The 20,936-nt window shown below is 64.5% G+C and carries 24 protein-coding genes and 1 pseudogene; 8 read left to right on the top strand and 17 right to left on the bottom strand.

Annotated elements, in window-relative coordinates; translation table 11 throughout:
- Positions 1-70 precede the first annotated feature (70 nt).
- Positions 71-283 (bottom strand): zinc ribbon domain-containing protein, encoded by a 213-nt coding sequence (locus FYC77_RS10255; RefSeq protein ID WP_149081412.1) that lies wholly within the window; start codon positions 281-283, stop codon positions 71-73.
- A 28-nt stretch (positions 284-311) separates the two neighbouring features.
- On the opposite strand from FYC77_RS10255, the gene FYC77_RS10250 reads away from it, so the two are divergent.
- Complete coding sequence (locus FYC77_RS10250; protein WP_149081411.1) at positions 312-635, top strand: hypothetical protein; 324 nt, start codon at positions 312-314, stop codon at positions 633-635.
- Positions 636-755: 120 nt separating this feature from the next.
- Here the strand turns inward: FYC77_RS10250 and FYC77_RS10245 are convergent, their stop codons facing one another.
- From FYC77_RS10245 to FYC77_RS10235, 3 genes and pseudogenes are all read right to left on the bottom strand, one after another.
- A complete protein-coding gene (locus tag FYC77_RS10245; protein WP_149081410.1) occupies positions 756-2,438 on the bottom strand; it encodes a long-chain-fatty-acid--CoA ligase in 1,683 nt (560 codons plus the stop codon).
- Positions 2,439-2,636: 198 nt separating this feature from the next.
- Positions 2,637-3,350 (bottom strand): annotated as a pseudogene (locus FYC77_RS10240) (citrate/2-methylcitrate synthase); the annotation flags it as partial.
- Between the two features lie 207 nt (positions 3,351-3,557).
- Positions 3,558-3,929: a DUF5518 domain-containing protein gene (locus FYC77_RS10235; RefSeq protein WP_149081408.1), complete on the bottom strand. Its 372-nt coding sequence runs from the start codon at positions 3,927-3,929 to the stop codon at positions 3,558-3,560.
- A 60-nt stretch (positions 3,930-3,989) separates the two neighbouring features.
- Here FYC77_RS10235 and FYC77_RS20140 point away from each other — a divergent pair, with 60 nt between their 5' ends.
- From FYC77_RS20140 to FYC77_RS10225, 3 genes are all read left to right on the top strand, one after another.
- Positions 3,990-4,160 carry a hypothetical protein gene (locus FYC77_RS20140; protein ID WP_162354506.1) on the top strand — a complete coding sequence of 57 codons (171 nt, stop codon included), beginning with the start codon at positions 3,990-3,992 and terminating at the stop codon, positions 4,158-4,160.
- Between the two features lie 130 nt (positions 4,161-4,290).
- Positions 4,291-5,286 carry an NOG1 family protein gene (locus tag FYC77_RS10230; RefSeq protein ID WP_149081407.1) on the top strand — a complete coding sequence of 332 codons (996 nt, stop codon included), beginning with the start codon at positions 4,291-4,293 and terminating at the stop codon, positions 5,284-5,286.
- Positions 5,287-5,288: 2 nt separating this feature from the next.
- Entirely contained in the window at positions 5,289-5,606 is a 318-nt protein-coding gene (locus tag FYC77_RS10225) for a hypothetical protein (protein ID WP_149081406.1), read from the top strand.
- A gap of 31 nt (positions 5,607-5,637) precedes the next feature.
- On the opposite strand, the gene FYC77_RS10220 is transcribed toward FYC77_RS10225, so the two are convergent.
- Complete coding sequence (locus FYC77_RS10220) at positions 5,638-6,939, bottom strand: TIGR00341 family protein (RefSeq protein ID WP_149081405.1); 1,302 nt, start codon at positions 6,937-6,939, stop codon at positions 5,638-5,640.
- Between the two features lie 237 nt (positions 6,940-7,176).
- Between FYC77_RS10220 and engB the strand changes: the two genes are divergently transcribed.
- A complete protein-coding gene (gene engB / locus FYC77_RS10215; RefSeq protein WP_149081404.1) occupies positions 7,177-7,794 on the top strand; it encodes a GTP-binding protein EngB in 618 nt (205 codons plus the stop codon).
- A gap of 90 nt (positions 7,795-7,884) precedes the next feature.
- Here the strand turns inward: engB and FYC77_RS10210 are convergent, their stop codons facing one another.
- The 10 genes from FYC77_RS10210 to FYC77_RS10165 all read right to left on the bottom strand — a co-directional run bounded on the left by FYC77_RS10210 (position 7,885) and on the right by FYC77_RS10165 (position 17,652).
- Positions 7,885-8,769 (bottom strand): Rossmann-like domain-containing protein, encoded by an 885-nt coding sequence (locus tag FYC77_RS10210; protein ID WP_149081403.1) that lies wholly within the window; start codon positions 8,767-8,769, stop codon positions 7,885-7,887.
- Between the two features lie 178 nt (positions 8,770-8,947).
- Positions 8,948-10,147 carry an XdhC family protein gene (locus FYC77_RS10205; RefSeq protein ID WP_149081402.1) on the bottom strand — a complete coding sequence of 400 codons (1,200 nt, stop codon included), beginning with the start codon at positions 10,145-10,147 and terminating at the stop codon, positions 8,948-8,950.
- Positions 10,148-10,157: 10 nt separating this feature from the next.
- On the bottom strand, positions 10,158-12,647 hold the full coding sequence (locus FYC77_RS10200; RefSeq protein ID WP_149081401.1) for an aerobic carbon-monoxide dehydrogenase large subunit: 2,490 nt from the start codon (positions 12,645-12,647) through the stop codon (positions 10,158-10,160).
- Positions 12,644-13,342: a (2Fe-2S)-binding protein gene (locus FYC77_RS10195; RefSeq protein WP_149081400.1), complete on the bottom strand. Its 699-nt coding sequence runs from the start codon at positions 13,340-13,342 to the stop codon at positions 12,644-12,646. The genes FYC77_RS10200 and FYC77_RS10195 overlap by 4 nt, the downstream gene beginning before the upstream one ends.
- The gene (locus tag FYC77_RS10190) at positions 13,339-14,226 is read right to left on the bottom strand and encodes an FAD binding domain-containing protein (protein ID WP_149081399.1); all 888 of its coding nucleotides are present in this window, start codon (positions 14,224-14,226) and stop codon (positions 13,339-13,341) included. Before FYC77_RS10190 ends, FYC77_RS10195 begins: the two co-directional genes overlap by 4 nt.
- Positions 14,223-14,819 (bottom strand): CoxG family protein, encoded by a 597-nt coding sequence (locus tag FYC77_RS10185; RefSeq protein ID WP_149081398.1) that lies wholly within the window; start codon positions 14,817-14,819, stop codon positions 14,223-14,225. Before FYC77_RS10185 ends, FYC77_RS10190 begins: the two co-directional genes overlap by 4 nt.
- Before the next feature lie 217 nt (positions 14,820-15,036).
- Positions 15,037-15,195 carry an AbrB/MazE/SpoVT family DNA-binding domain-containing protein gene (locus FYC77_RS10180; RefSeq protein WP_149081397.1) on the bottom strand — a complete coding sequence of 53 codons (159 nt, stop codon included), beginning with the start codon at positions 15,193-15,195 and terminating at the stop codon, positions 15,037-15,039.
- A 77-nt stretch (positions 15,196-15,272) separates the two neighbouring features.
- Positions 15,273-15,563 (bottom strand): hypothetical protein, encoded by a 291-nt coding sequence (locus FYC77_RS10175; RefSeq protein ID WP_149081396.1) that lies wholly within the window; start codon positions 15,561-15,563, stop codon positions 15,273-15,275.
- A gap of 99 nt (positions 15,564-15,662) precedes the next feature.
- Positions 15,663-16,754, bottom strand: coding sequence for an anthranilate phosphoribosyltransferase (locus FYC77_RS10170; protein WP_149081395.1), 1,092 nt, complete (start codon positions 16,752-16,754; stop codon positions 15,663-15,665).
- A gap of 136 nt (positions 16,755-16,890) precedes the next feature.
- Entirely contained in the window at positions 16,891-17,652 is a 762-nt protein-coding gene (locus tag FYC77_RS10165) for a GNAT family N-acetyltransferase (RefSeq protein ID WP_149081394.1), read from the bottom strand.
- Between FYC77_RS10165 and FYC77_RS10160 the strand changes: the two genes are divergently transcribed.
- Positions 17,651-17,875, top strand: coding sequence for a hypothetical protein (locus tag FYC77_RS10160; protein ID WP_149081393.1), 225 nt, complete (start codon positions 17,651-17,653; stop codon positions 17,873-17,875). The two genes, FYC77_RS10165 and FYC77_RS10160, sit on opposite strands and share 2 nt — an antisense overlap.
- A 53-nt stretch (positions 17,876-17,928) precedes the next feature.
- Positions 17,929-18,969, top strand: coding sequence for a siroheme decarboxylase subunit beta (ahbB, locus tag FYC77_RS10155; protein ID WP_149081392.1), 1,041 nt, complete (start codon positions 17,929-17,931; stop codon positions 18,967-18,969).
- 321 nt (positions 18,970-19,290) lie between these two features.
- Here ahbB and FYC77_RS21170 read toward each other — a convergent pair whose 3' ends face one another.
- Together FYC77_RS21170 and FYC77_RS10150 are read right to left on the bottom strand one after the other, a co-directional pair.
- The gene (locus FYC77_RS21170; protein ID WP_449406745.1) at positions 19,291-19,542 is read right to left on the bottom strand and encodes a DUF7344 domain-containing protein; all 252 of its coding nucleotides are present in this window, start codon (positions 19,540-19,542) and stop codon (positions 19,291-19,293) included.
- Between the two features lie 289 nt (positions 19,543-19,831).
- Positions 19,832-20,308: an Lrp/AsnC family transcriptional regulator gene (locus FYC77_RS10150; protein ID WP_149081391.1), complete on the bottom strand. Its 477-nt coding sequence runs from the start codon at positions 20,306-20,308 to the stop codon at positions 19,832-19,834.
- A gap of 204 nt (positions 20,309-20,512) precedes the next feature.
- On the opposite strand from FYC77_RS10150, the gene FYC77_RS10145 reads away from it, so the two are divergent.
- The gene (locus FYC77_RS10145; protein ID WP_149081390.1) at positions 20,513-20,809 is read left to right on the top strand and encodes a HalOD1 output domain-containing protein; all 297 of its coding nucleotides are present in this window, start codon (positions 20,513-20,515) and stop codon (positions 20,807-20,809) included.
- Positions 20,810-20,936: the final 127 nt, after the last annotated feature.

The following is a 20,936-nucleotide window of genomic DNA, read 5'->3' as shown; positions in this document are numbered from 1 at the left end:
GATTCGGGTCGAGTCTCACTCGAGGCGCCGCCTCGAGGCGAACTCCGGAAGCGCGGAGTCAGCGACGGATTCAGCCCAGAAACAGATCGACCATATCGTTCGTTTGCCCGCCCTTGTACAGCTCAGCGTAGCCACAGTTCGTACAGGAAACGACCCGAAACCGACGGTTCTGGATGTCGAAGAACTTCGAGAGTCCGGTTCCCGTCGTCGAAATGTCGTCGACTTCGGTTTCGGTGTGACCACATTTCGGACAGCCGTGATCGTCTCGGTCGTGATCGTTCATACGCGGTAGTGTCAGACGAGTATGGTAAGTGTCTTCCGATGGGCGGTCGAACGCGAACGCGATGACCGGCGGTGGAATCGTCCTGATGGTCCTCGTCTTCGGGCTGGGAGCACCGCTCGTGCTGTATCTGCTGATCGACGCCGAAACGTGGGACCCGACGGTCGTCGACCGCGAGACGGCCGAGCACGAGGCGAAAGCACGGGGCGGACTCTCGCCGAACGGTTCGAAGATCCGTTCGGCGGCAACGACTGCTGGAGACGAGTCCGACCGCTCGAGTTCGTCCGAGAACGCCGATGACGACCGCCTCGAGTACGGCTCCTGGGGGCTCGAGCCGGATCGAGACGAGCGGTGAGGTCGACTCGAACGCACGCCGTTTCGGTTCCAATAACAGTAGCGACCCCGACTCGACGGACGGAACGTCGACGAGTAGCACTCTCACGCGCGAAAAGGCCAGCAGAAACCGACGACGGACCTACCCTTCTCCGACCATCTGATCTTCGTCTTCCCACTCCTCCTGGCGGAGTTCGTACTTCTGGATCTTTCCGGTCGCCGTCGTCGGTAACTCCTCGACGAACTCGACTTGTTTGACCGCCTTGTAGCTCGCGAGTTCGTCGCGCGTGAACGCGACGAGTTCGTCGCTCGTCACCCCCGGATCGTCGGGGTCGCCGCTGGCTGGCACGACGAACGCCTTCGGTGTCTCACCCCACTCGTCGCTGGGCGAGGGGATGACCGCGACTTCCGAGACCGCGGGATGGTCGAAGAGGGTGTCCTCGAGTTCGATGCTCGAGACGTTCTCGCCGCCAGTGATGATGATGTCTTTCTTCCGGTCCTGGATGGCGACCATTCCGTTCTCGTCGACCGTCGCCAGATCACCGGTGTGGTAGTAGCCTTCGATGCGGTCGGTAAACGACTCCTCGGTCGCGTCGGGCTTGTTCCAGTACTTTTCCATCACCTGGTTGCCCCGGACGACGACCTCACCGACAGTCTCGTCGTCCCGCGGGACGTCCTCGCCGTCCTCGTTGACGACCCTGACGTCGGTCCCGAGATAGGCGAGCCCCTGTCGCTTCTTGATCGCGAAGCGACCCTCGCTCTCGTCGTCGAAGTGACGGCGTGCGTCCGACGTGGTGATCAGCGGTCCCGTCTCCGTCGCCCCGTAGACGTGTTTCAGATACCAGCCGAACTCGTCTTCGACCGTTCGGACGGTCGCCTCCGGTGGCGCACTCCCCGCAGTCGCGATCCGTACGTCGTTGTCGCCGGTCGTCTCGGGGTCGTGTGCCTCGTAGTGGTCGATCAGCATGTTCAACACGGTCGGCGCACCACAGAGGTAGGAGACGTCCTCGGATCGAATCGCCTCGAAGACGTCCCCAGAGTCGACGCCACGCGTACAGACGTGTTTCGCGCCCATCCCCGTGATGGCGTATATGTGGCCCCAGCCGTTGACGTGGAACATGGGAAGCGTCCAGAGGTAGACGTCGTCGTCCGCGATCTCCTGGTGGATCGTCACCTGGTAGGCGTGGAGCGTCTCGGCGCGGTGGGTACGACAGACGCCCTTCGGATCGCCCGTGGTCCCCGAGGTGTAGTTGATCGTGATGATTTCGTCCTCGGCCATCTCCGGCCGTTCGTACGCCGTCCCGGCCTCCTCAAGCATCACGTCGAACGACTCCCACGCGTCGGCGACGTCCCCACTCGAGCCCGACGGTTCGCCGTCGTCGCTGGATTCCGCTCTCTCGGCGTCGAGTTCCTCGAGTGCGTCGAGATCGTTCGTCACGAACGTCTCCGTCGGCACCGACTCGCGGATCGGTTCGATCTTCTCGACGTACTCGTGGTCGACGTAGATCGCGTCGACGCCCGCGTCCGAGAGGATGTACTCGAAGTCAGACGGCGTGAGCCGGTAGTTCAACGGCGTGTGGACCGCGCCGATCTGCATCGTTCCGTACGCCGCCTCGAGGTGGTAGTGCGTGTTCGGGTCGAGTACCGCTACCCGGTCACCCTTCTCGACCCCGCGGGCCTGCAACGCGGCCGAGAATCGGTCGACGCGCTCGCCGAGCTCCTCGTAGGTGAATCGTTCCCCCGTCGTCGCGACCACCGCCTCGTCGTCACCGTAGTGGGTTCGCGCCCGGTCGAGAAACGCCGTCACGAGCAGTGGTTTGTGCATACACACCAGACGCCAACGCCGCCGGACAAATCCGTTGCGGTGAGCCCGACGTACGAACCGTCCGACTGCGCTTACCTGTCCGGATACAGATTTTCGAGGCGACAACCCACGACGGCCGTTTCGAGGCGACAACCTACGACAGGAGTCGTCAGTCGAGACGTGAACCCGTTCGGCGTCGATGTCGATCGGTATCGGCGGTCACTCGAGGACGTCCTCGAGCAGCCGATCCTCGGTCAGAACGGCATCGACGACCGTCCGACCGGCGTCGGTCAGTTCGTACCCCTCCTCCCAGTTGGCGACGAAAGACTCTCGAAGCTGTCTGAGGTGGTAGTTGAACTGGCCTTTGTCCTTCGCCGACACCGACGCACGGAGCGTCGAGTACGCGATCGGTTCGTCGCGTTCCGCAAGCGCCAGGAGGATCTGCAGGCGATTGGGTTCCGAAAGCACCGACAGCGTCTCCGAAACGGGCTCGAGCGACGACCGGGCGGGCGTTCGAACGATGTCGTCGCCCGCGACGAACCGTTCGCCGAGCGGCGTCCAGTTTCGCTCCGTCGCGCCGACGTAGCGCGCGGTCGGCCGGACGAGCCCGTTGTTCGCGAGTTGCTCGAGGCAGTGAGCACACCAGCCGCCGACCCGCGAGGCGGCGAACGTCGCGGTAAACAGCGCCGGCGGAACGCCGACACCGTGGAGCAAGGCGGCGGCGTAGAACTCGACCGTCGCCCGGACGTCCCGCGTCGGCAACCGTTCGGAGAGGACCGCCTCCGCGATCGTCTCGAACACCCGGATACTCTCGAGGAGGTCGTCCTCCCCTGCCCGCTCGTAGAACCGTTCCGCCGCGGCCGCGAGGACGGCCGCCCGCGGATCGCGAACCCGGTAGATTCGGTGGCCAAACCCCTCGAGTCGCTCGCCGGCCTCGCCGTCGACGTCACAGAGTTCCGTCTCGGCGACGGTAATCGACTCGAGTTCCGGATCGAACACCGATGGCGCCACGATGGATCGACGGTCGGCTTCGGCGCTCGTAAGCGTACCGAAGAAAACGCCGGACGGCCGTCGACGCTGGATCGGCGCTGGGTCGGTGCTGGGTTGGCGCTGGGTTGGCGCTGGGTCGGTACTGATGAGTTACGACTCGAGGAGGCCACCGAGCGCGCCGGCGAGTGCGCTCTCTATGGCCATGACGAACGAGATGAGGATGGCGACAGCCAGGATGCCGATCCCGGCGAGACCCGAGATCAATCCGCCGACGGGGCCGCCCGCCCAGCCGACGACGCCGACGACGAGCGCCACGAGCACCCCGGCGACGATTCCGCCGAACGCCCCCGCGAGCAGCCCGTGCCAGAAGCCACGTCCGATCCCGCCGCCGGCGAGATAGCCGGCGACGAAGCCGCCGATGAGTCCCGCCGCGAGTTGGCCGACGCCCGGCAGCGTGAGTCCGATGATTCCGAGGACGGTGATGACGAGAAAGCCGATGATGACGGCACGCCAGTCGGTCATAGCTGTCCTAGGTGGACGACAAAGATAACGTCACGGTCCTCGGTCCAAGTACCGGAGGTAGTGATCGGAATCGAGTCGTCACCGAACGTCACCGACTCGTTGTCGGCGATCCGTGGCAACCGACTCGAGTTCGATTCGTCCCCGACGTTCACGTGGGAGATCCCCGAGTACCACGACCGGCGCAAGCAGTCCTACTACATCCTCCAGGAGGCGTTCGGAGACGTTTCCTGAGCCGGGTGCGAGGAATAGAGGACGAGTCGCTTCGATTGGAGTGTTATTATCCCCCATGTCAATCGAGACCGTAGCGAGGCTGCGCCGCGTAACGAACGACCTTTTACCGTCGCGCGTCCTACGACGGAGTATGATTTTCGAAGATCTTCCGACGACGCCCACGGCGGAAGAGTTGATCGATAAGTCGTTTTCGCGGGCAGCACGGGCCGGGAACGCCAAAGGTGGCCTCGAGGCCCAGCAGTCGATGCTCCAGACGGCGGCGAACATCATCTCGGACAACTTAGAGAACGTGGTGACGGCCTGGCCGGACTTCGCGTACGAAGACGACGTCCACCCGTTTTACTACGAACTCGCGGACGCAATCGTCGACGTGGACGAACTGCGCCAGAGTCTCTCGGAAGTAATGTGGGCCAGTCGAAAGTCCCGCGAGATCCACGAGGAGTACCAGTCGAAGCTTCGGAAGACCGACGTCGACACCGCTCGAAAGCACCGCAAACAGGCGTTCGCACGGCTTGCCGACATCGTCGAACAGGTCGACGACGAGCTGTTGTATATCAACAAATCCCGCAACGATCTTCGGGACCTCCCGGAGATCAACCCCGACGAGCCGACGATCGTCGTCGCGGGCTACCCGAACGTCGGAAAGTCCTCGCTCGTCAACGACGTCACTAACGCTCGCGGTGAGACCGCTTCCTACCCGTTTACGACGAAAGGTATTGGTGTCGGCCACTTCGAGCGAGATCACATCCGCTACCAGATCGTCGACACCCCCGGCCTCCTCGACCGCCCGCCGGCCGAACGAAACGAGATCGAATCCCAGGCAGTCAGCGCGATCGAACACCTCGCCGACTGTATGCTCGTCGTCCTCGATCCGAGCGCCGAGTGTGGCTACCCACTCGAGTCACAACTCGAGCTTCGGGACGCGATCGCGGCCCGATTCGATACCGTCCCCGTCCTCACGGTGGCGAACAAGGCCGACCGCACGGAGGTCTGGACCGGCGACGCGGTCGCGGAGATGGACGCCGACTATCGAATGAGCGTCGAAACCGGTGAGAACGTCGATACAGTGCTCGAGGCGGCGGTCGACGCGATCGACTACGAGCCGACACTCCCCTTCGAGGGGTGACGATGAAGAGTCCGGGACTCCTCTGGATGCTCCAGACCGCCGCCGGACTCTCGATGGCGGGGCCGATGTTCATCGTCGGATTCGAGTTCGTCCGGACGGGGCGAATCGCACCCGGTGTCGGGATGTTCGCCGTCGGGCTCGTCGCACTCTATCTCCCGACGTACCTCGTCAACCGCATCGGCGGGCCACGAGCCTGGATTCGTCGCCGACTCGGACACACCGACGCCGGCTCGAGCGAGCCCGAATCCGAGCGTCGACAGTCCGATGACGGAAGCGATCCGACGCTCTCGAGCCCGCTTGACCGGCTTCGCAAACGATGAACGGTCCGCGGCCCGAGTGAGCGGCGGGCGGTTACGCCGTTTCTCGCTCGACGAGGCCGATGTATCTGATCTCGACATCGACGGAGCTCTCGGCGTGTTGGTTGATCCGCTCGTGTAACGCATCGGCCAACTCCGGCGGCGGCTCCTCCGGCGCACCACCGATCGTCAGGATCACCCGCTCCGGGCTCTGGAACGGATAATCCTGGTCCATGATCACCTCGAACTCGAGCAGCTGGTACTGGGCGAACGCTTCGTCATCGAGGAGGAGTTCAGCTTCACTACGGGCGTTCTCCTCGAACGACGCGACGGCAAACGAGGAGTACGTGATCGCGCCGAGAAAGACGGTGAAGACGAGAACGATCACGCCCAGGCCGACGACCCGGCGGCGGACTCGCTCTTCGGTCGGACCCAGCGAGAACAGGTTCTCCGGTCGGTAGCCGGCGTACCACAGTGTGAGCAGGCCGGCGAGGTTGACCGAGAGTACGTTGACGAGCACGAGGACGGTCGAACCGATCGCCGCCGAGGGCTGTCCCCAGGCGATGGCGATGCCCGCCGCGGCCGCGGGCGGGATCAACGCTGCGGCGATCATGACGCCGACGAGCGCGACCGAGGTTCCGGTCGCGATGCTGATGATCCCCGCGACGCCGGCACCGAGTGCGATCGCCAGCGAGAGGAGGTCGGGGGCGAGGCGCTCGGAGATCTCGTCGACGTCGCCGATGGAGAGCCCGGGTGGGACGATGTTGGTCACTCGCACCATCCAGGCGAAGATCGCTGCCGCCGCGATCGCGAGGACGACGCCAATGATCTGGTAGCGGAGACTCTCGAAGAACAGGTCTTCGTCGTCGATCACGGTCCCGACACTCGCACCAAGCGCCGGTCCGATCAGCGGCGCGATCACCATCGACCCGACAACGACCGCCGGCGAGTCGAGCAAGAGGCCCGCGGTCGCGACGACGGAGCTGATGACCGTCATGATCGCGTACACCGCAAACGTCGGCGTCAGCGACTCCGCTTCGGCCTGGAGCTCCTGTCTCGAGATCCGGTCGGACTCGACGTCGCCGTTCTCGTACTCCTCTCGGAGCGACTCGAACCGGCGGGAGACCACCGTCTCCGCGTCGACGACGACCGTGTAGGCGTCCTCGTCGATTCCCGCCTCCTGGAGTTCGTCGAGGACAGCCTCGACCGCCGGCGACGGCAACGGGAAGTAGACGACCGCCGTGTAGTCGCGATTGCTATCCTCGTCGGTCACGACGTAGTCGATCCCCCGTTCGTCCAACGTCTCGAGGATCGTCTCTCGTCTCCCCGTCGGAACCGTCAGCTGTACGAGCCGCACACCACTCTCTGAGACGGCGGGGGATCATAACTTTCGGTCATCTGCGGTGAACATCGACGGCATCGGTGACGGAGGTTCACTCGAGGGCCAGGGCTTCACTCGAGGGACGGGGCGAACCGGGGCGGTGACGCGTCGGGTCGGTGGCGAAGCGCCGAACGGCGACGGATCGGGGCTGGCCTCCGGTCAGTGCTCGTGGCGTGACGCTACATATTTCCTCGAGACGACCCAACGGTCGGTATGTTCGAGACACGTCCCGACCGCGAGGCCGAGGTCGCGCTCGTCGGCCGCTCCAACGTGGGGAAGTCGACGCTCATGCGCGAGTTGACCGGCCACAGCTTCGACACCGGCGGCAAACCCGGCGTCACCCGCGAGCCCAACCACTACGACTGGGCACCCGAAGACTTCGTCATCACCGACCTGCCCGGCTTCGGCTTCATGAGCGGCGTCCACGAGGAGTACCGCGAGGAGATCAAGACGAACATCGTCCACTACTTAGAGGAGTACGCCGACAACGTCCTCGTCGCAATCTTGGTCGTCGACGGCAAGAGCGTCATTGACATCATCGACCGCCACTCCGGCCCGGACGAGATTCCCTACGACGTCGAGATGTTTCACTTCCTTCGCGAGCTGGAGATCCCGACCGTCGTCGCCGTCAACAAGATGGACAAAGTCGACGACCGCGACGAGCGGCTAAACGACCTCTGTGATCGGCTCGGACTGCTCCCGCCCTGGAAGCAGTGGCAGGAGACGATCGCTCCCATTACGGCCAAAAAAGGCAAAATCGAACCGCTGAACGAGGCCGTCCGCGAACACCTCCACGAGCAAGAACGGGACGATCTGTTCAAATTCTTCTAGTACTTCGACAAGCGTCGACTGCAGGTCGGCGATCCGTGTACGCAGGTCGTCGAGTCCGGCACAGACGTCGTCACCGCTGGCCGACGCCTCTTATCGCTCGTCCGTCGTGGGGTTCGTCTCGGAGTCCAACCGGAGTCCTGACGGGCGGTCGGCTGCGACGTACACTTTCCGGACGCCGCGGTCGTGGAGGCCGGTGCCGCACTCGCCGTCACGGACCGCCTCGCGGACACTCGCCGGATCGTCGACCGTCGCCCCCGCGACGACGTCGACACCGGCCTCGAACAGCGGGTCGGGCAGAAACGAGGCCGTCGCACCGACGACGACCACGGTCGCGGACGACGGCGCGAGGTCGATGTAGCGACTCGTGCCGCCGTAGACGAACGCCGAACCGGTGACGAAGACGACGTCGGCGTCGGTCATCGCCCGTTCGGCCTCGTCGGGGCCGAACGTCGACACCCGAACGCCGGGGGGCGTCGACACCGAGTCGATCGGCGTCCGCTCGATCACGCGAACGTCGACGTCGCCGAACTTCCGAAACGCTGGCCGAAAGAGACCCACCGTTGCAATCGTCTCGACGGACGGCTCGAGCAACGCCATCGGATCGCCGTCGCGCCACTCGAGAAACGGAGCCGACAGCGCGTTCAGCGTCGCGACCGCGAGGGCTCGATCGAACCGCTCCCCACCGTCGCTCGAGGCGGATCGAGAACCGGCGATCGGGTCGAGTTCGTCGTCGGCCGACGCGCCGGCGGAAGCGGCGAGCGGCTCGAGGAGGTCCTCGAGCGTCCGCGGCGTCGGGGACGGGGGGACCCCTCGCGGACGGTGGGCGAGGCCGGCGAGCGTTGGTTCGGACGCGTCGTCCGCGGTCAACTCCACGAGAACGACACGTTTCCCGACGGTGATCCGGTCGACGCTCGTCCCCTCGAGTGCACCGCCGGCCTCGAGGTGGCCACGAACTGCTGTGAGGAGGGAGTTCATCGGTTAGTTTCACCCGCTGAGTTTGAGAGTGCGTCCGAAACGGGATCAGTGCTTCGGGCCGGATTCGCGCCGACGCCGCGATCGTTGGCCCGACGGCGAGTGCCCTGTCGAGTGCGGTCTCCTCGCTTCTCGCCGGTCCGTTGGCCACAACGGCACCGACTGCGATCGAAAAGACCGGTCACGGCGCTGCCGTCTCGTCGGGTTGCTCGAGATACGAGTCTGGATCCTCGCGAAACGAGTCCGCACAGTCGGGACAACAGAAGTGATACGTTTCCCCCGCGTGGTCGACGCTGGCCGGTGCGTCCGCCGGATCGACCGTCATCCCGCAGACGGGGTCGGTCGCCAGCTCCTCGCCGGAATCTCGGACGCCGTCGTCGGTCTGGAAATCCGAACTGGCATCGCCAGAGTCCGCGGCCACACCACAGGACGTCGGCGTGTAGCTCCCGCTCGCACCGCCGGCGGTTCCGCGGACGTCGACGACCTCGGCGAGCAGGCTCGCGGCGATCTCCGCCGGCGTGTAGGCAGCCACGTCGACGCCGGCAGGGTTGGTCACCGCCGCCCGGACCGCCTCCGGGTCACGCTCGAGGATACTCGCGGCGCGATCGATCACCTCCTCGGCGCGCGTATCGCTCGCGACGAGGCCGACGTAGAGCGCGTCCGCGAGGACGCCGGCCGCGACGCCGCGAGCGTCGAACGACCCCATCGAGGCGACGACGACGATCGGCTCGCCGTCGACGGCGGCCGCAACCGTCTCGGGATCCGTCTCCCCGAGGACGGTCGTCCCCGCCGGGATCGAGCCCTCGAGCCCGGCGCTCTCGCCGGCGACGAGCGTGACGTCGAACGTCAGCTCGCTCGCGAGGCGGGCGAGCGAGCGGGCAACCGGCGAGTCACCGACGAGCAACAGATCCGGCGCCGTGTTGACCGGCTCGAGAAACACCTCGAGGATGCCCTCGCTGTGACAGCGCATCGGAAACGCCTCGAGACCCGCGCGGTCGATCCGGTCGGGGTCGGGTGCGATACCGATCAGCCGGGCCTCGTCCGCCTCGATAGCCGCTTGAGCTTCGGCCGCGACGATCGACTGGGCGCAGGCGGCGCCGCCGATCCAGCCGTGGAGTTCGCCGTCGGCGGTGACGACGGCTCGATCCCCGACGTTGGCAGAGACCGGCGGCTCCCGGCGGACGACCGTCGCCCGCGCGTAGGGCTCTCTGCGACTCGAGAGCCGGCGTTCGATCGTCGAGACGGCGGTTTCGTCCGTTTGTTCGTCGCCCTCGTCCGATCGGGGCAGATCGGCCTCGGTAGATCGTGCCGGATCGCCCTCGTCGGAGTGGGCCGGGTCGCCGTCCGCCGCGTCGTCGGGTGGTGTCGTGTCCCTGGTCATTCGTGATCGGTCAGTCGTCGGCCGCTTCCCCGCTCTCGAGTTCGAATTCGAGGTTCGCGGCGGGCTGTTGTGCGAGGCCAGCCTCGTCGAGGGCCTCCCAGACGACATCGGGCGTCATCGGCATCTCGACGTGGGAGACGCCCGCGTGGGCCATCGCATCGACGACGGCGTTGACGATCGCCGGCGGCGAGCCGACGGTGGGCGACTCGCCGACGCCTTTCGCGCCGATCGGGTGGTGGGGGGAGGGCGTGACGGTGTGGCCCGTCTCGAACTCCGGGATCTCCATCGCCGTCGGCAACAGGTAGTTCATGAAGTCCCCGCCGGTGACGTTGCCGTTGTCGTCGTAGGTGACGTGTTCCATCATCGCGGTGCCGATCCCCTGGGCGAGGCCGCCGTGGATCTGGCCCTCGATGACCATCGGGTTGATCCGGTTGCCACAGTCGTCGACGGCGACGAACTTCTCGAACTCGACCTCGCCGGTCTCGCGGTCGACCTCCACGACCACGACGTACGAACCGAAGGGGTAGGTCATCTCCGGCGGGTCGTAGTAGTTGACCGCCTCGAGGCCGGGCTCCTCGCCAGCCGGGTTGTTCATGTACGCACCCGCGGCGATCTCGGTGATCGTGATCGATCGATCCGGTGCACCGGCGACGTGGAACTCGCCGCTCTCGCGGTCCCACTCGATGTCCCCCTCGTCGGCCTCGAGTTCGTTCGCGGCGATCGTTTTGGCCTTGTCGCGGACCTTGCGCGAGGCGACGGCGGTCGCCGCGCCGGCGACGGGCGTGCTCCGGGAGCCGTACGTTCCCAGACCGTAGGGATCGGTGTCGGTGTCGCCGTGTTCGACGACGATATCGTCGACGTCCATTCCCAGCTCTTCGGCGACGATCTGGGCGAACGTCGTCTCGTGGCCCTGGCCCTGGGTCTGGACACCGACCCGGACCGTCGCTTTCCCGGTCGGGTGGATCCGGATCTCCGCGGAGTCGAACATCTCGACGCCCGCGATGTCACAGGTCTTGCCGGGGCCGGCCCCGACGACCTCCGTGAACGAGGAGATGCCAATGCCGAGCAGTTTGTCGGCGTCGTTCTCGATTCGCCGTTGTTGTTCCTCGCGGTACTCCTCGTACTCAGCCATCTCGAGGGCGAGATCCAGCGCCGACTCGTAGTCGCCCGAATCGTAGTTCCAGCCGGTCGGGCTCTCGTAGGGGAACTGCTCGGGCTGGATGAAGTTCTTCCGCCGGATCTCCGTGGGATCGACCTCGAGTTCGTCGGCGAGCACCTTCACCATCCGTTCGATGAGGTAGACGGCCTCGGTGACCCGGAACGAACACCGGTAGGCGATGCCGCCCGGCGCGGTGTTGGTGTACGCCGCCGACAGCGAGGCGTAGGCCGCGTCGATGTCGTAGGAGCCGGTGAAGATGTTGAAGAAGCCGGCGGGGAACTTCGAGGGCTGGGCCGCCGCGTTGTACGCGCCGTGGTTGGCGAGCACGTCGGTTCTGACCGCGAGGATCTCGCCGTCCTCGGTGGCGGCGATCTCGCCTGTCATGTCGTAGTCGCGGGCGAAGCCCGTCGTCTGGATGTTCTCCGAGCGCTCTTCGACCCACTTGACGGGCTGTTCCAGGACGTACGACGCGGCCGCGGCGACGACGTAGCCGGGATAGATCGGCACCTTGTTGCCGAAGCCGCCGCCGACGTCCGGACTCACGATCCGGATCTTGTGTTCGGGAATCCCCGACACCTGCGCGAACAGCGTCCGGTGGATGTGAGGTGCCTGCGAGGTCATGTGAACCGTCAACTTGTCCTTCCCGGGATCGTAGTCGCCGACGGCACCGCAGGTCTCGATCGGGGCGGGATGGAGACGCTGGTAGAACATCTCCTCTTCGACCGTGACGTCGGCCTCCTCGAACGCCTGCGCGGTCGCCTCCTCGTCGCCAGTCTCCCAGTCGAAGATGTGGTTGTCCTCCTTGTCCTCGATGTCCTCGCGGATCAACGGCGCATCGTCCTCGAGGGCGTCGTCGGCGTCGACGACCGGATCCAGGACGTCGTAGGTGACGTCGACTTTCTCCGCACCGTCTTTGGCCACGTACCGATCTTCGGCGATCACCGCCGCGACCTCCTGGGACTGGAACTTGACCTTGTCGTTGACGAGGACGTCCTGGGTGTCGTCCATCAGCGTCGGCATCGTCGCCAGATCGTACTCGAGGAGGTCCTCGGCGGTGAGGACGGCGACGACGCCGTCCATGTCCATCGCCCGCGAGCCGTCGATCTCCTCGATCCGGGCGTGGGCGTGAGGGCTGCGAACGAGTTCGCAGTGGAGCATCCCCGGCTTCTTCACGTCGTCGACGTAGTTACCCCGACCCGTGATGAACCGCTGGTCCTCCTTGCGTCTGACCTCCTCGCCCATCCCGCCGCGGCCGTGGCCGCAGTGTTTCTCCGGCTGCGGGCCGCCGTCCTCGGCGTGCTGGTACTCCGTGTCGGCCGAGTTCTCGTGGTCGCTGCTCATCGGCTGGCACCTCCGTCGTCGCGGGCCGCGTCGTGGCCGTTCGCCGTCTTACCGTCGGTCGGTTGGTCGGCCTCATCTGCCTCGAGCGACGGCCCGCCACAGCAGTTCTCGACGCCGCAGTCGAACGCCGGGCCGTCCTGGCCACCGGCGACGTCGGGCGTGGATTCGGCGGGCGAAGCGACGTCCGTTCCGCCGTCCGCGGCCGCACGCGCCTCGAGTTCCTCGGCGGCGTACTCGATCGAGCGCACGATGTTCTGGTAGCCGGTACACCGACAGAGGTTGCCGCTGATCGCCTCGCGGATCTCCTCCTCGTCGGGATCCGGATTCTCGTCGAGCAACGCCTTCCCGGCCACGATCATCCCCGGCGTACAGTAGCCACACTGCAGGCCGTGTTCCTCGTGGAACCCCTCCTGAATGGGATGAAGGTCGCCGGCCGACTCCGGAAGCTCCGCCATTCCTTCGACGGTGAGCACCTCGCTCCCGTCGGCTTGCACCGCGAGCATGAGACAGGACTTGAGCGGCTCCCCGTCGACGAGGACGGTACAGGCGCCACAGTTTCCGGTGTCACAGCCGATGTGGGTGCCCGTCAGGTCGAGATCCTCGCGGATCGCGTGGACGAGCAGTTGCCTCGGCTCGGCGTCGATCGTTCGTTCCGTACCGTTGACCGTCAGCGTGATTTCTCGCGTCTCCGTCATTGTGGAACCCTCCGTTCGACGACGCCCGCGCGCTCGGCGGCGTCCGCCAGCGCCCGCTGGGTGAGGACGTCGACCATCCGTTCCTTGTAGGAGGCGTCGCCGTGTTCGTCCGATTCGGGATTCGACTCCTCTGCGGCCAGTTCGCCGGCTTCCTCGAGGAGCTCCGGGCTCGGCCGCTCGCCCTCGAGGTGGGCCTCCGCTTCCTTCGCCCGGGCGTTCGTGATGTCGACCGCGGTCATCCCGATCCCCGCGTCCGCGATCCGCCCGTCGTCGTCGAAGACGAGCCGTGCGGCGACGCCGGCCATCGCGTAGTCACCGGTCTTGCGCTTTAACTTGTGATAGGCGCTTCCCTCCCGCGGCTCGGGCGTCGGAACCCGGAGTGCGGTCGCGAGTTCGTCCTCCGCGAGCGTCGTGTCGTAGGGCAACAGGAAGAAGTCGTCCGCGGGGATCGTCCGTTCGCCGTCGGGGCCGTGGGCGACGACCGCGCCGTCGTGGGCCAACAGGACGCTCCCCCAGTCGCCTTTCGGGTCCGCCTGCGCGACCGAACCGACGACCGTCCCGCGATTGCGGATCTGCGGATCGGCCACGAGCGGCGCGGCGTCGGCGAAGCTCCCGTAGCGGTCGGCGACGGTCGCCGAGTTCTCGACGTCCGCGTGCCGTGCGAGCGCGCCGAGTGTGAGGAAGCCGTTTTCCTCCCGGAGGTAGTCGAGCGAGTCGATGCCGTTGATGTCGACGACCGTCTCGGGACGGGCCAGCCGAAATCGAAGCATCGGGACGAGACTCTGCCCGCCCGCGAGGATCGTCGGCTCGTCCAGACTCTCGAGGAGGCTGACCGCCTCGTCGACCGTCGACGGTTCGTGGTGTTCGAACTGTGCGGCTTTCATAGCATGTTCCTGAGTCTATCGGTGACGCTTTCGTCGGTCTCCGCGTCGACGTCGGTCATCTGCTGCTCGATACTCCCGAAGAAGTTGGTCACGATCTTGTCGGCGACCGGTTTGATCACGCGGGAGCCGAGCTGGGCGATCCGCCCGGTGATGTCGGCTTCCGTCCACCACTCGATGCGCGCGCCCTCCCCGCCCTCGAGATCGTGGATCCGCATGCCGGAGGTCATGCTGAAGCTGCTGGAGCTCGCGTCGCCGCCGCCCGAGGCGATCATCTCGAGGCTCTCGTCGTCGCGCTCGTCGATCGTGACCGTCGTCTCGAACCGGGGTTTCACGCTACCGACGCCGATCTGCATCAACGCGGCGTAGCGCTCCCCCTCCCGGAAGGCGCGATCGGCGACGACCTCGGGGTCGGCCTCCGGGAGCGTCTCCGCGCCCTCGTCCGGTTCGTACTCGTCGAAACTGAACTCGTCGTCCATCGGCGTGATGTACCGACAGCCCTTCAGGGAGTTTCGGACCGCGATCGGATCCGAGAGGACGATCCACGCCTTCTCCGGCGGGACGCCCTCGAGTTCGAACTCGCCGTCGAACTCCACTACGATCGACCTCCTGTTGGATGGATCGGACTGGCGTACTGGTGCGTCATCTTTTATAACCCCTCACTATGGGCATGCTATTACCACGATCGATGATGACGGTCACAGCCATGATAAATGTTACCCCGATAATAGATATCATCCCGCATTCCCGTCGACTCGCGTGTCGAGACACAGAGATTCGTCTCTCGACGGCGGAGCGTGAAGAAAACGACCCTTACGAGGAGTCGTTCGTCTGCTTTTCGACGATGATGCGTCCGTCCTCGACGTGCCACTCGACCCGATCACCGGCACCAACGTCGAGGAAGTTGCGGACGGGTTTCGGCACTGTCGTCAGGTTCTTCTCGGAGACTTTCGTGTCCGTGAGACGGCCCATGTGCGCTACGTTTTTTCGTAGTGACTACATAGTTTTCGCTATACGTCGTCGGGTGGCCATCGACGCGTCGCCCCCGATCATCCGGTCGATCGCCAGCGGTGTGCGCCGCCGTCGGACGCCCGCTCGAAGTTCAGATCGTACCGGTCGGACTCGAGGAGCACGGGACCAGGAACGTACGCGCCGTCGGCGTCGGTCTCCTCGAGGACGCCCCGTCGGGCCATCGTCTCGAGGACGTCGCGGACCGTTCGTTCCTTGCCGGGGACCAGGTTCGCCTCCTCGACGACGCTCTCGACGTCGACGCGTCCGCGAAGGAAAGCGAGACGGATAGCCGCCACCCACGACGGCTCCCGCTTTAGTTCCCGACACATGGCCTAGCGGAGGACGAAAGGCGTCTTATACGTTCTGGCAGTTACCTTTCGGCTGATTTGCAATTGAGACCGGTTACGGCCGAGAAATGGCGACGGAAATCAGAACGCGCGAAGCGCCTCGAGGACTGCCTCGGCGCTGCCGTCTGCGAGGGCCTCGCGGGCCCGCTCGAGTCCGTCCTCGAGAGTATCGACGTCCTGGCGGGCGTACATCCGGAACGCCCCGTTGAGTGCGATAGCGTCGGCGAACTGGTCTTCGCGCTCGCCGGCGAGTACCTCCTCGGTGATCGTCGCCGAGTCGGCGGTGACGTCGTCGACGGCGAGGTCGTCGCCGTCCATCTCCATGCCGTAGTCGGCGGTTTCGATCTCGTAGTCCTCGAGGTCGCCGTTCGCATCCTCGGAGGCACCCGCCGCACGATCCCACTCGGCCACCTTGGTGTATCCGGGGCGGATGTCGTCGTAGCCTTCCATCCCCTGAAAGAAGATGGCCCGCGAGAACGCGAGTTCCTCGCTCTCTTCGATCAGATCGATCATCTTCTTTGCGAACGCGAGGTGGTAGAACGAGCCGAGATGGACGTCGGCGTTCGCGGGGTTGGCGACCGTCTCGATCGTGTTCACGAACGTTCGCACACCCATCCGGTCGCGCCGGTCGTAGAGTTCCTGAATTCCCGGATTGAACGCGGGCTGGTAGTAAAATCCGAAACCGGTGTCGTCGACCATCGCGGCGCTTTCGCCGGGCTCGAGTTCCGTCTGGACGCCGAGCTCGTCGAGGACGTGCTTGTACGCCGTCGCCTTCTGGGTGGGGACTCGGTCACCGGAGTGAACGACGACCGGCGTTTCCGCGGCCGCAGCGACGACGCCGGCGCCGACACCGAGGACGGCCGAGGTGTGCTTGCCGTCGTAGTTCGCCCCGCAGTCGACAGGATCACAGTCGGGTTCGGCGGTGACGACCGACTCCTCGCGCATGACGTCGGTGTACGCCGCGAGTTCCTCCGGTGTATTTCGCTTCCACCGGTTCGCCAGCCAGAACGCGCCAAGCGTCGTCCCGTCGGGTTCGCCGGCGAGGATCCGCTGGAAGGCCTCGCGAGCCTGGTCGCGGGTCATGTCGTCGGCCGATTTGTGTCCGGAGCCGACGACGTCGGTCATCAACCGCTTCAGCGGCCACTCGCCGAACGCCTGGGTCGCCTGAGTCATGGACCGGTGTTGGATGGGACGACGCAAAAGCGTCCCGTTTCCGGGGTTGACCGATCACGCGAGATTACGGACTGTAGTGGAGAGATCGCCTCCCAAAGAGAGGATATCGTCGACGGATGTATCGATATAGAGCCAGTTACGGCGAGATTGCCATCATCACCTCGTCGATGTACTCCTCGTCGAGTTTGTAGTGGTCCTCGCGGACCGCCTCGATCGTCCAGCCGCGGTCCTCGAAGAACGCGATCGCCTCCTCGTTGGTCGACGGAACGCTCTGGTAGACTTTCTCCTGACCGTTCTCGAGTGCCCACTCGAGTGCGCGATCCAGCAGGCCGCTGCCGATTCCGATCCCGCGGTACTCCTCTAGGACGCCGACGGTGAGTTCGGCGGTGTGGCTCAGCTTCTCGAGTTTGGGAACGTGGAGGTGGGCCCAGCCGACGACGTCGCCGTCGACGGTCGCGACGAAGAACATGCGCGACTCGACGTCGTTGTGGCGCAACAGGACGTCCTCGTGGTCGAGTGCGTCCGCGACCGACTCCGCTTCGATGGAGGTCATCTCCTCGACGACGCGGCGGATCGCACCGACGATCCCCGTCAAATCCTCCTGGCTGGCCGGCCGGATCGTGACGTCGACATCGTCGGCCGAGAACTCCTCGCGTTCGTCCGAGAGATCGATGGCGATTCGCAACGTATCGTCCTCACCCTCCTCGAGGTAGCCGTCGCGTTTGAGGATCGCCACGTTGTGGCGAAACGCCCGCTCGTGTTGCGGATCGCCGTGTGGGTCCTGTGGGAACAGGTCCCGGCGGGCCTGTCGTGTGTCGACCGCACCGTGGGCCTCGACGTAGCCGTAGATCCGCTCGCGTTCGTCCCCGTCGATCGTGATCGGGTCGGTCAGTACCATGTCGAGTGATAACGACACCCACGGCAATAATTGTTACCGTGACGATACTCCCTCGAGAACCGGTCCGCAAATTCGAGAGGGGACGGAGAACGGACCGTCGCTGGCGACGTCAGTTTCGGAACTCGAGGCGAGCTACCGAGCGCGGATCGGCGAAGACGTGTTCGCGCTCGGTCCCTGCGCGGGTGCCGTTCCGTACCTGCTGCGGGGCGTCGGCTGGCTGTAACCGCGCGCGAACGGGCCGAAAGCGATACCTTTCGAATCCCCCTAGGGCCGTTGATGAGCAGCCTCTCGGGGGAGTGGCGCGAAGAGATCGACGACGTGGACGCCGCCATCGTCGACGGCTACCAGAGCGGTCTCCCAGTCGAGACGCGTCCGTTCGACCGCATCGGCGAGCAACTGGGAACCGACGGCGACGAGGCACTCGAGCGCGTGCGCCGACTCGTCGACCTCGGCATCGTCCGGCGGTTCGGCGCGGTCCTCAATCCGCCGGTCATCGGCTCCTCGACGCTCGCGGCGGTCGAAGCGCCCGAAGAGCGGTTCGCGAAGGTTGCAGCGGTCGTCAACGGCTACCGGCAGGTCAACCACAACTACGCCCGCGATCACGAGTGGAACATGTGGTTCGTCGTCACCGCCGGTTCGCGTGAGACCCGCGACCGGATTCTCACGGAGATCGAAGCGCAGACGGGCTGTCGCGTACTCGATCTGCCGATGCTGACCGACTACTACATCGACCTCGAGTTCCCGGTCGTCAACGCCGATCGGTTCGCCCGCGAGTCGCTCGCGGATCGGACGGACGCGACGGCGACCCGGATCAGCGAGGAGGCGACGGGGAATCTCTCCGCGTTCGACGCCGATCTCCTGCTCGCGATTCAGAACGGCTTTCCCCTCTCGGCGACCCCGTACGCCGAGATCGCCGACGAACTCGGAGCCGACGTCGACCGGGTGCTCGAGGCGATTTCCCGCCTGCAGGACAACGGCTGTCTCAAGCGCATCGGCTGCGTGATCGACCACGTCGTCACCGGGTTCGACGAAAACTGCATGGTCGTCTGGGACGTCCCCGACGACGAACTCGACGAACGAGGCGAACGGGCGGGCCAACTGCCGTCCGTCACGCTCTGTTATCACCGCCCTCGACGGTCCAACCTCGAGTGGCCGTACAACCTGTTTACGATGATCCACGGCCGGGACGCCGCGGCTGTCGACGCGAAGATCGACGAACTCGCCTCGGAGCACCTGCCGGTCGAGCACGAACGGCTCTACTCGACGAAGACGTTGAAACAGACCGGTGCCCGCTACGACGAGATCCTGTCGTCGTGACCTCCGCCACACGACTGAAATCCTGTTTCCCACGTAATCGTACAGGATGTCATAGAATGTGGATTAGCGAGTTGCTTCGTCGTACGATTCGGCGAGTTCATCCATCCAGGTTGCGTCCTCGCTAGGCACGAACCGAATGACGATTTTGCTCTCCTCGTCTGGATTCTTGACTGAGTGAGGCTGCTGGGTTCGTTACCGTATTCCAGTGACGATGACAGTGCCGTGGTCTCGGTGGTCGTACGATGTACCCTCTGACTCCCTACCAACAGAGTCCCACTGGAGCCTCCGAAATTGGAGTCTACACCGGAACGTCACACCGACCTACGGCCAGCCCGCTGGAAGTTCGTCCCGGTTAGCGATTATCAACTCGATAAGTGGCGCAATTTCGTCGAAGCGCAACCCTCGTGTAATCGTCTTCGAATTGGGGTTCCACTCGATGAAGCCCGCCTCATCGAGCTTTGGGAGATGAGTGTGGTGCAGCCGCATCAAGACGTCTTCGCGTCGCCCATCACTGGTGAAATCACCCGGGACAAACTCGGCTTCGCCTCTCGGATTCGCGTCTCGCGTCAGCAAGCGTCGTCAGGATGCGGCGACGAGGGGGCTTGCTGAGCGCCTCGAACAGCTCGTCGAGGGTGGCACGCTCCCGTTGAATGGTCGGATCGCGTGGGGATTGGTCGGTCATATGTTGGTAAGAACAGACGAGCTTGTCTCACCGACCCATCTGTTTCGTTCTAACGCTCGGCTCGAATCCGCAAAAAGATTGCGCCAAACTCAGAATAATCACTGTTTAATCCGCATTATCTCACCACGGAGTTGCACATTCCACATATTTATCAAGGAATTCGATAATCGGCCAGTCGGGCTACTCCTCGGCTTCTTCGAACTCGAACTCCCCCCAGGGGCGGGTGTAGTGGTTAGTGACGATTTCGGAGGACTCGATCTCGAAGCCCAAGGAAGTGAGATCGCTGGTGATTTCGGCCAGATCCCGGGTGTTCGTGGCAACGACCTCGATGAAGATGTTCAGCCTGCTCGTGAGCATCTCACGGACGTCAACTACCCCGCGGCAATCCAGTGCGTTGAGGGCCAACTCCTCGCGCTCGTCGGCGGGGGCGCTACAGACGAACAGCACGTGTAGCGGGTAGTTCGCCTGCTCGTAGTCGATCTTTGGATAGTACCCTTCGATGATGCCCCTCCCCTCCAGACGCTCGATCCGGTTACGGATGGTACTGTTGGAGACCTCCACCTTCTCTGCGATCTCAGCGATGGTGGTATTCCGGGCATCCTCCTGGAGCAGGAAGAGGATACCGCGATCGACGTCGTCGAGTGCGATTTGGCCCATAGGTAGGCACAATCCCGCTATCTGTGTAAATCTTCGTCCGTATTGCGGGAATCTACACTGTTGGTGTCCCATACGACGAGGGTGACCCACTGTGATTGCTCGCCCGGGAACTGGGCTGCGCATTTTGCACATTTGAGCCCCATATTTGTTGAATGTGCCATATTCGGGGGAACATTGATGGACTATCGCAACCTGGTGTTGGTAATGGGGGCACATGATCCGTCGTACCAGATAATTGAGATGGTAGCCAGGAAAGAGGGCGTTTCGCCAAGCGAGTTATCACCACCGTTGTTTAGCGTCGTCGATCCGGACGCGCTGGACGCGCTTATTCAGGCGGATGCGGACTCAACCACCAGTGGGGTAGAAATCAAGTTCACGTACCTGGATTATGTCGTTCAGATCCGGAACGGCCCCACGGTGAGCGTCTCGGCTCACGATGGAGACGCATCGATAGACACTTCCGAATCCGTACTCGACCAACGAACCAACTTCGAACAGTAGCCCTTTAGGAACTTCACCTTCTCGGGAGGGGGCGGCTACGCAAAGGGAAGCCGTAGTGATTTTTCGTCCGGGTTCAACCCTTCAGATTTATCGACAGATTCGCACGTATAGTGAACGGATAGTCCAG

Source organism: Natrialba swarupiae, from assembly GCF_008245225.1.
Classification (GTDB): domain Archaea; phylum Halobacteriota; class Halobacteria; order Halobacteriales; family Natrialbaceae; genus Natrarchaeobius; species Natrarchaeobius swarupiae.
This window is presented reverse-complemented; position numbering and strand designations above follow the sequence as displayed.

What these genes read in the sequence shown, in the direction of transcription:
- FYC77_RS10205 (WP_149081402.1), bottom strand. Translation starts at nt 10,147, where the DNA reads ATGACCAGGGACACGACACCACCCGACGACGCGGCGGACGGCGACCCG.
- FYC77_RS10165 (WP_149081394.1), bottom strand. Translation starts at nt 17,652, where the DNA reads ATGGTACTGACCGACCCGATCACGATCGACGGGGACGAACGCGAGCGG.
- FYC77_RS10170 (WP_149081395.1), bottom strand. Translation starts at nt 16,754, where the DNA reads ATGACTCAGGCGACCCAGGCGTTCGGCGAGTGGCCGCTGAAGCGGTTG.
- engB (WP_149081404.1), top strand. Translation starts at nt 7,177, where the DNA reads ATGTTCGAGACACGTCCCGACCGCGAGGCCGAGGTCGCGCTCGTCGGC.
- FYC77_RS10195 (WP_149081400.1), bottom strand. Translation starts at nt 13,342, where the DNA reads ATGACGGAGACGCGAGAAATCACGCTGACGGTCAACGGTACGGAACGA.
- FYC77_RS10255 (WP_149081412.1), bottom strand. Translation starts at nt 283, where the DNA reads ATGAACGATCACGACCGAGACGATCACGGCTGTCCGAAATGTGGTCAC.
- FYC77_RS10225 (WP_149081406.1), top strand. Translation starts at nt 5,289, where the DNA reads ATGAAGAGTCCGGGACTCCTCTGGATGCTCCAGACCGCCGCCGGACTC.
- FYC77_RS10180 (WP_149081397.1), bottom strand. Translation starts at nt 15,195, where the DNA reads ATGGGCCGTCTCACGGACACGAAAGTCTCCGAGAAGAACCTGACGACA.
- FYC77_RS10145 (WP_149081390.1), top strand. Translation starts at nt 20,513, where the DNA reads ATGGGGGCACATGATCCGTCGTACCAGATAATTGAGATGGTAGCCAGG.
- ahbB (WP_149081392.1), top strand. Translation starts at nt 17,929, where the DNA reads ATGAGCAGCCTCTCGGGGGAGTGGCGCGAAGAGATCGACGACGTGGAC.
- FYC77_RS10190 (WP_149081399.1), bottom strand. Translation starts at nt 14,226, where the DNA reads ATGAAAGCCGCACAGTTCGAACACCACGAACCGTCGACGGTCGACGAG.
- FYC77_RS10235 (WP_149081408.1), bottom strand. Translation starts at nt 3,929, where the DNA reads ATGACCGACTGGCGTGCCGTCATCATCGGCTTTCTCGTCATCACCGTC.
- FYC77_RS10175 (WP_149081396.1), bottom strand. Translation starts at nt 15,563, where the DNA reads ATGTGTCGGGAACTAAAGCGGGAGCCGTCGTGGGTGGCGGCTATCCGT.
- FYC77_RS10160 (WP_149081393.1), top strand. Translation starts at nt 17,651, where the DNA reads ATGTCGAGTGATAACGACACCCACGGCAATAATTGTTACCGTGACGAT.
- FYC77_RS10245 (WP_149081410.1), bottom strand. Translation starts at nt 2,438, where the DNA reads ATGCACAAACCACTGCTCGTGACGGCGTTTCTCGACCGGGCGCGAACC.
- FYC77_RS10200 (WP_149081401.1), bottom strand. Translation starts at nt 12,647, where the DNA reads ATGAGCAGCGACCACGAGAACTCGGCCGACACGGAGTACCAGCACGCC.
- FYC77_RS10210 (WP_149081403.1), bottom strand. Translation starts at nt 8,769, where the DNA reads ATGAACTCCCTCCTCACAGCAGTTCGTGGCCACCTCGAGGCCGGCGGT.
- FYC77_RS10230 (WP_149081407.1), top strand. Translation starts at nt 4,291, where the DNA reads ATGATTTTCGAAGATCTTCCGACGACGCCCACGGCGGAAGAGTTGATC.
- FYC77_RS10150 (WP_149081391.1), bottom strand. Translation starts at nt 20,308, where the DNA reads ATGGGCCAAATCGCACTCGACGACGTCGATCGCGGTATCCTCTTCCTG.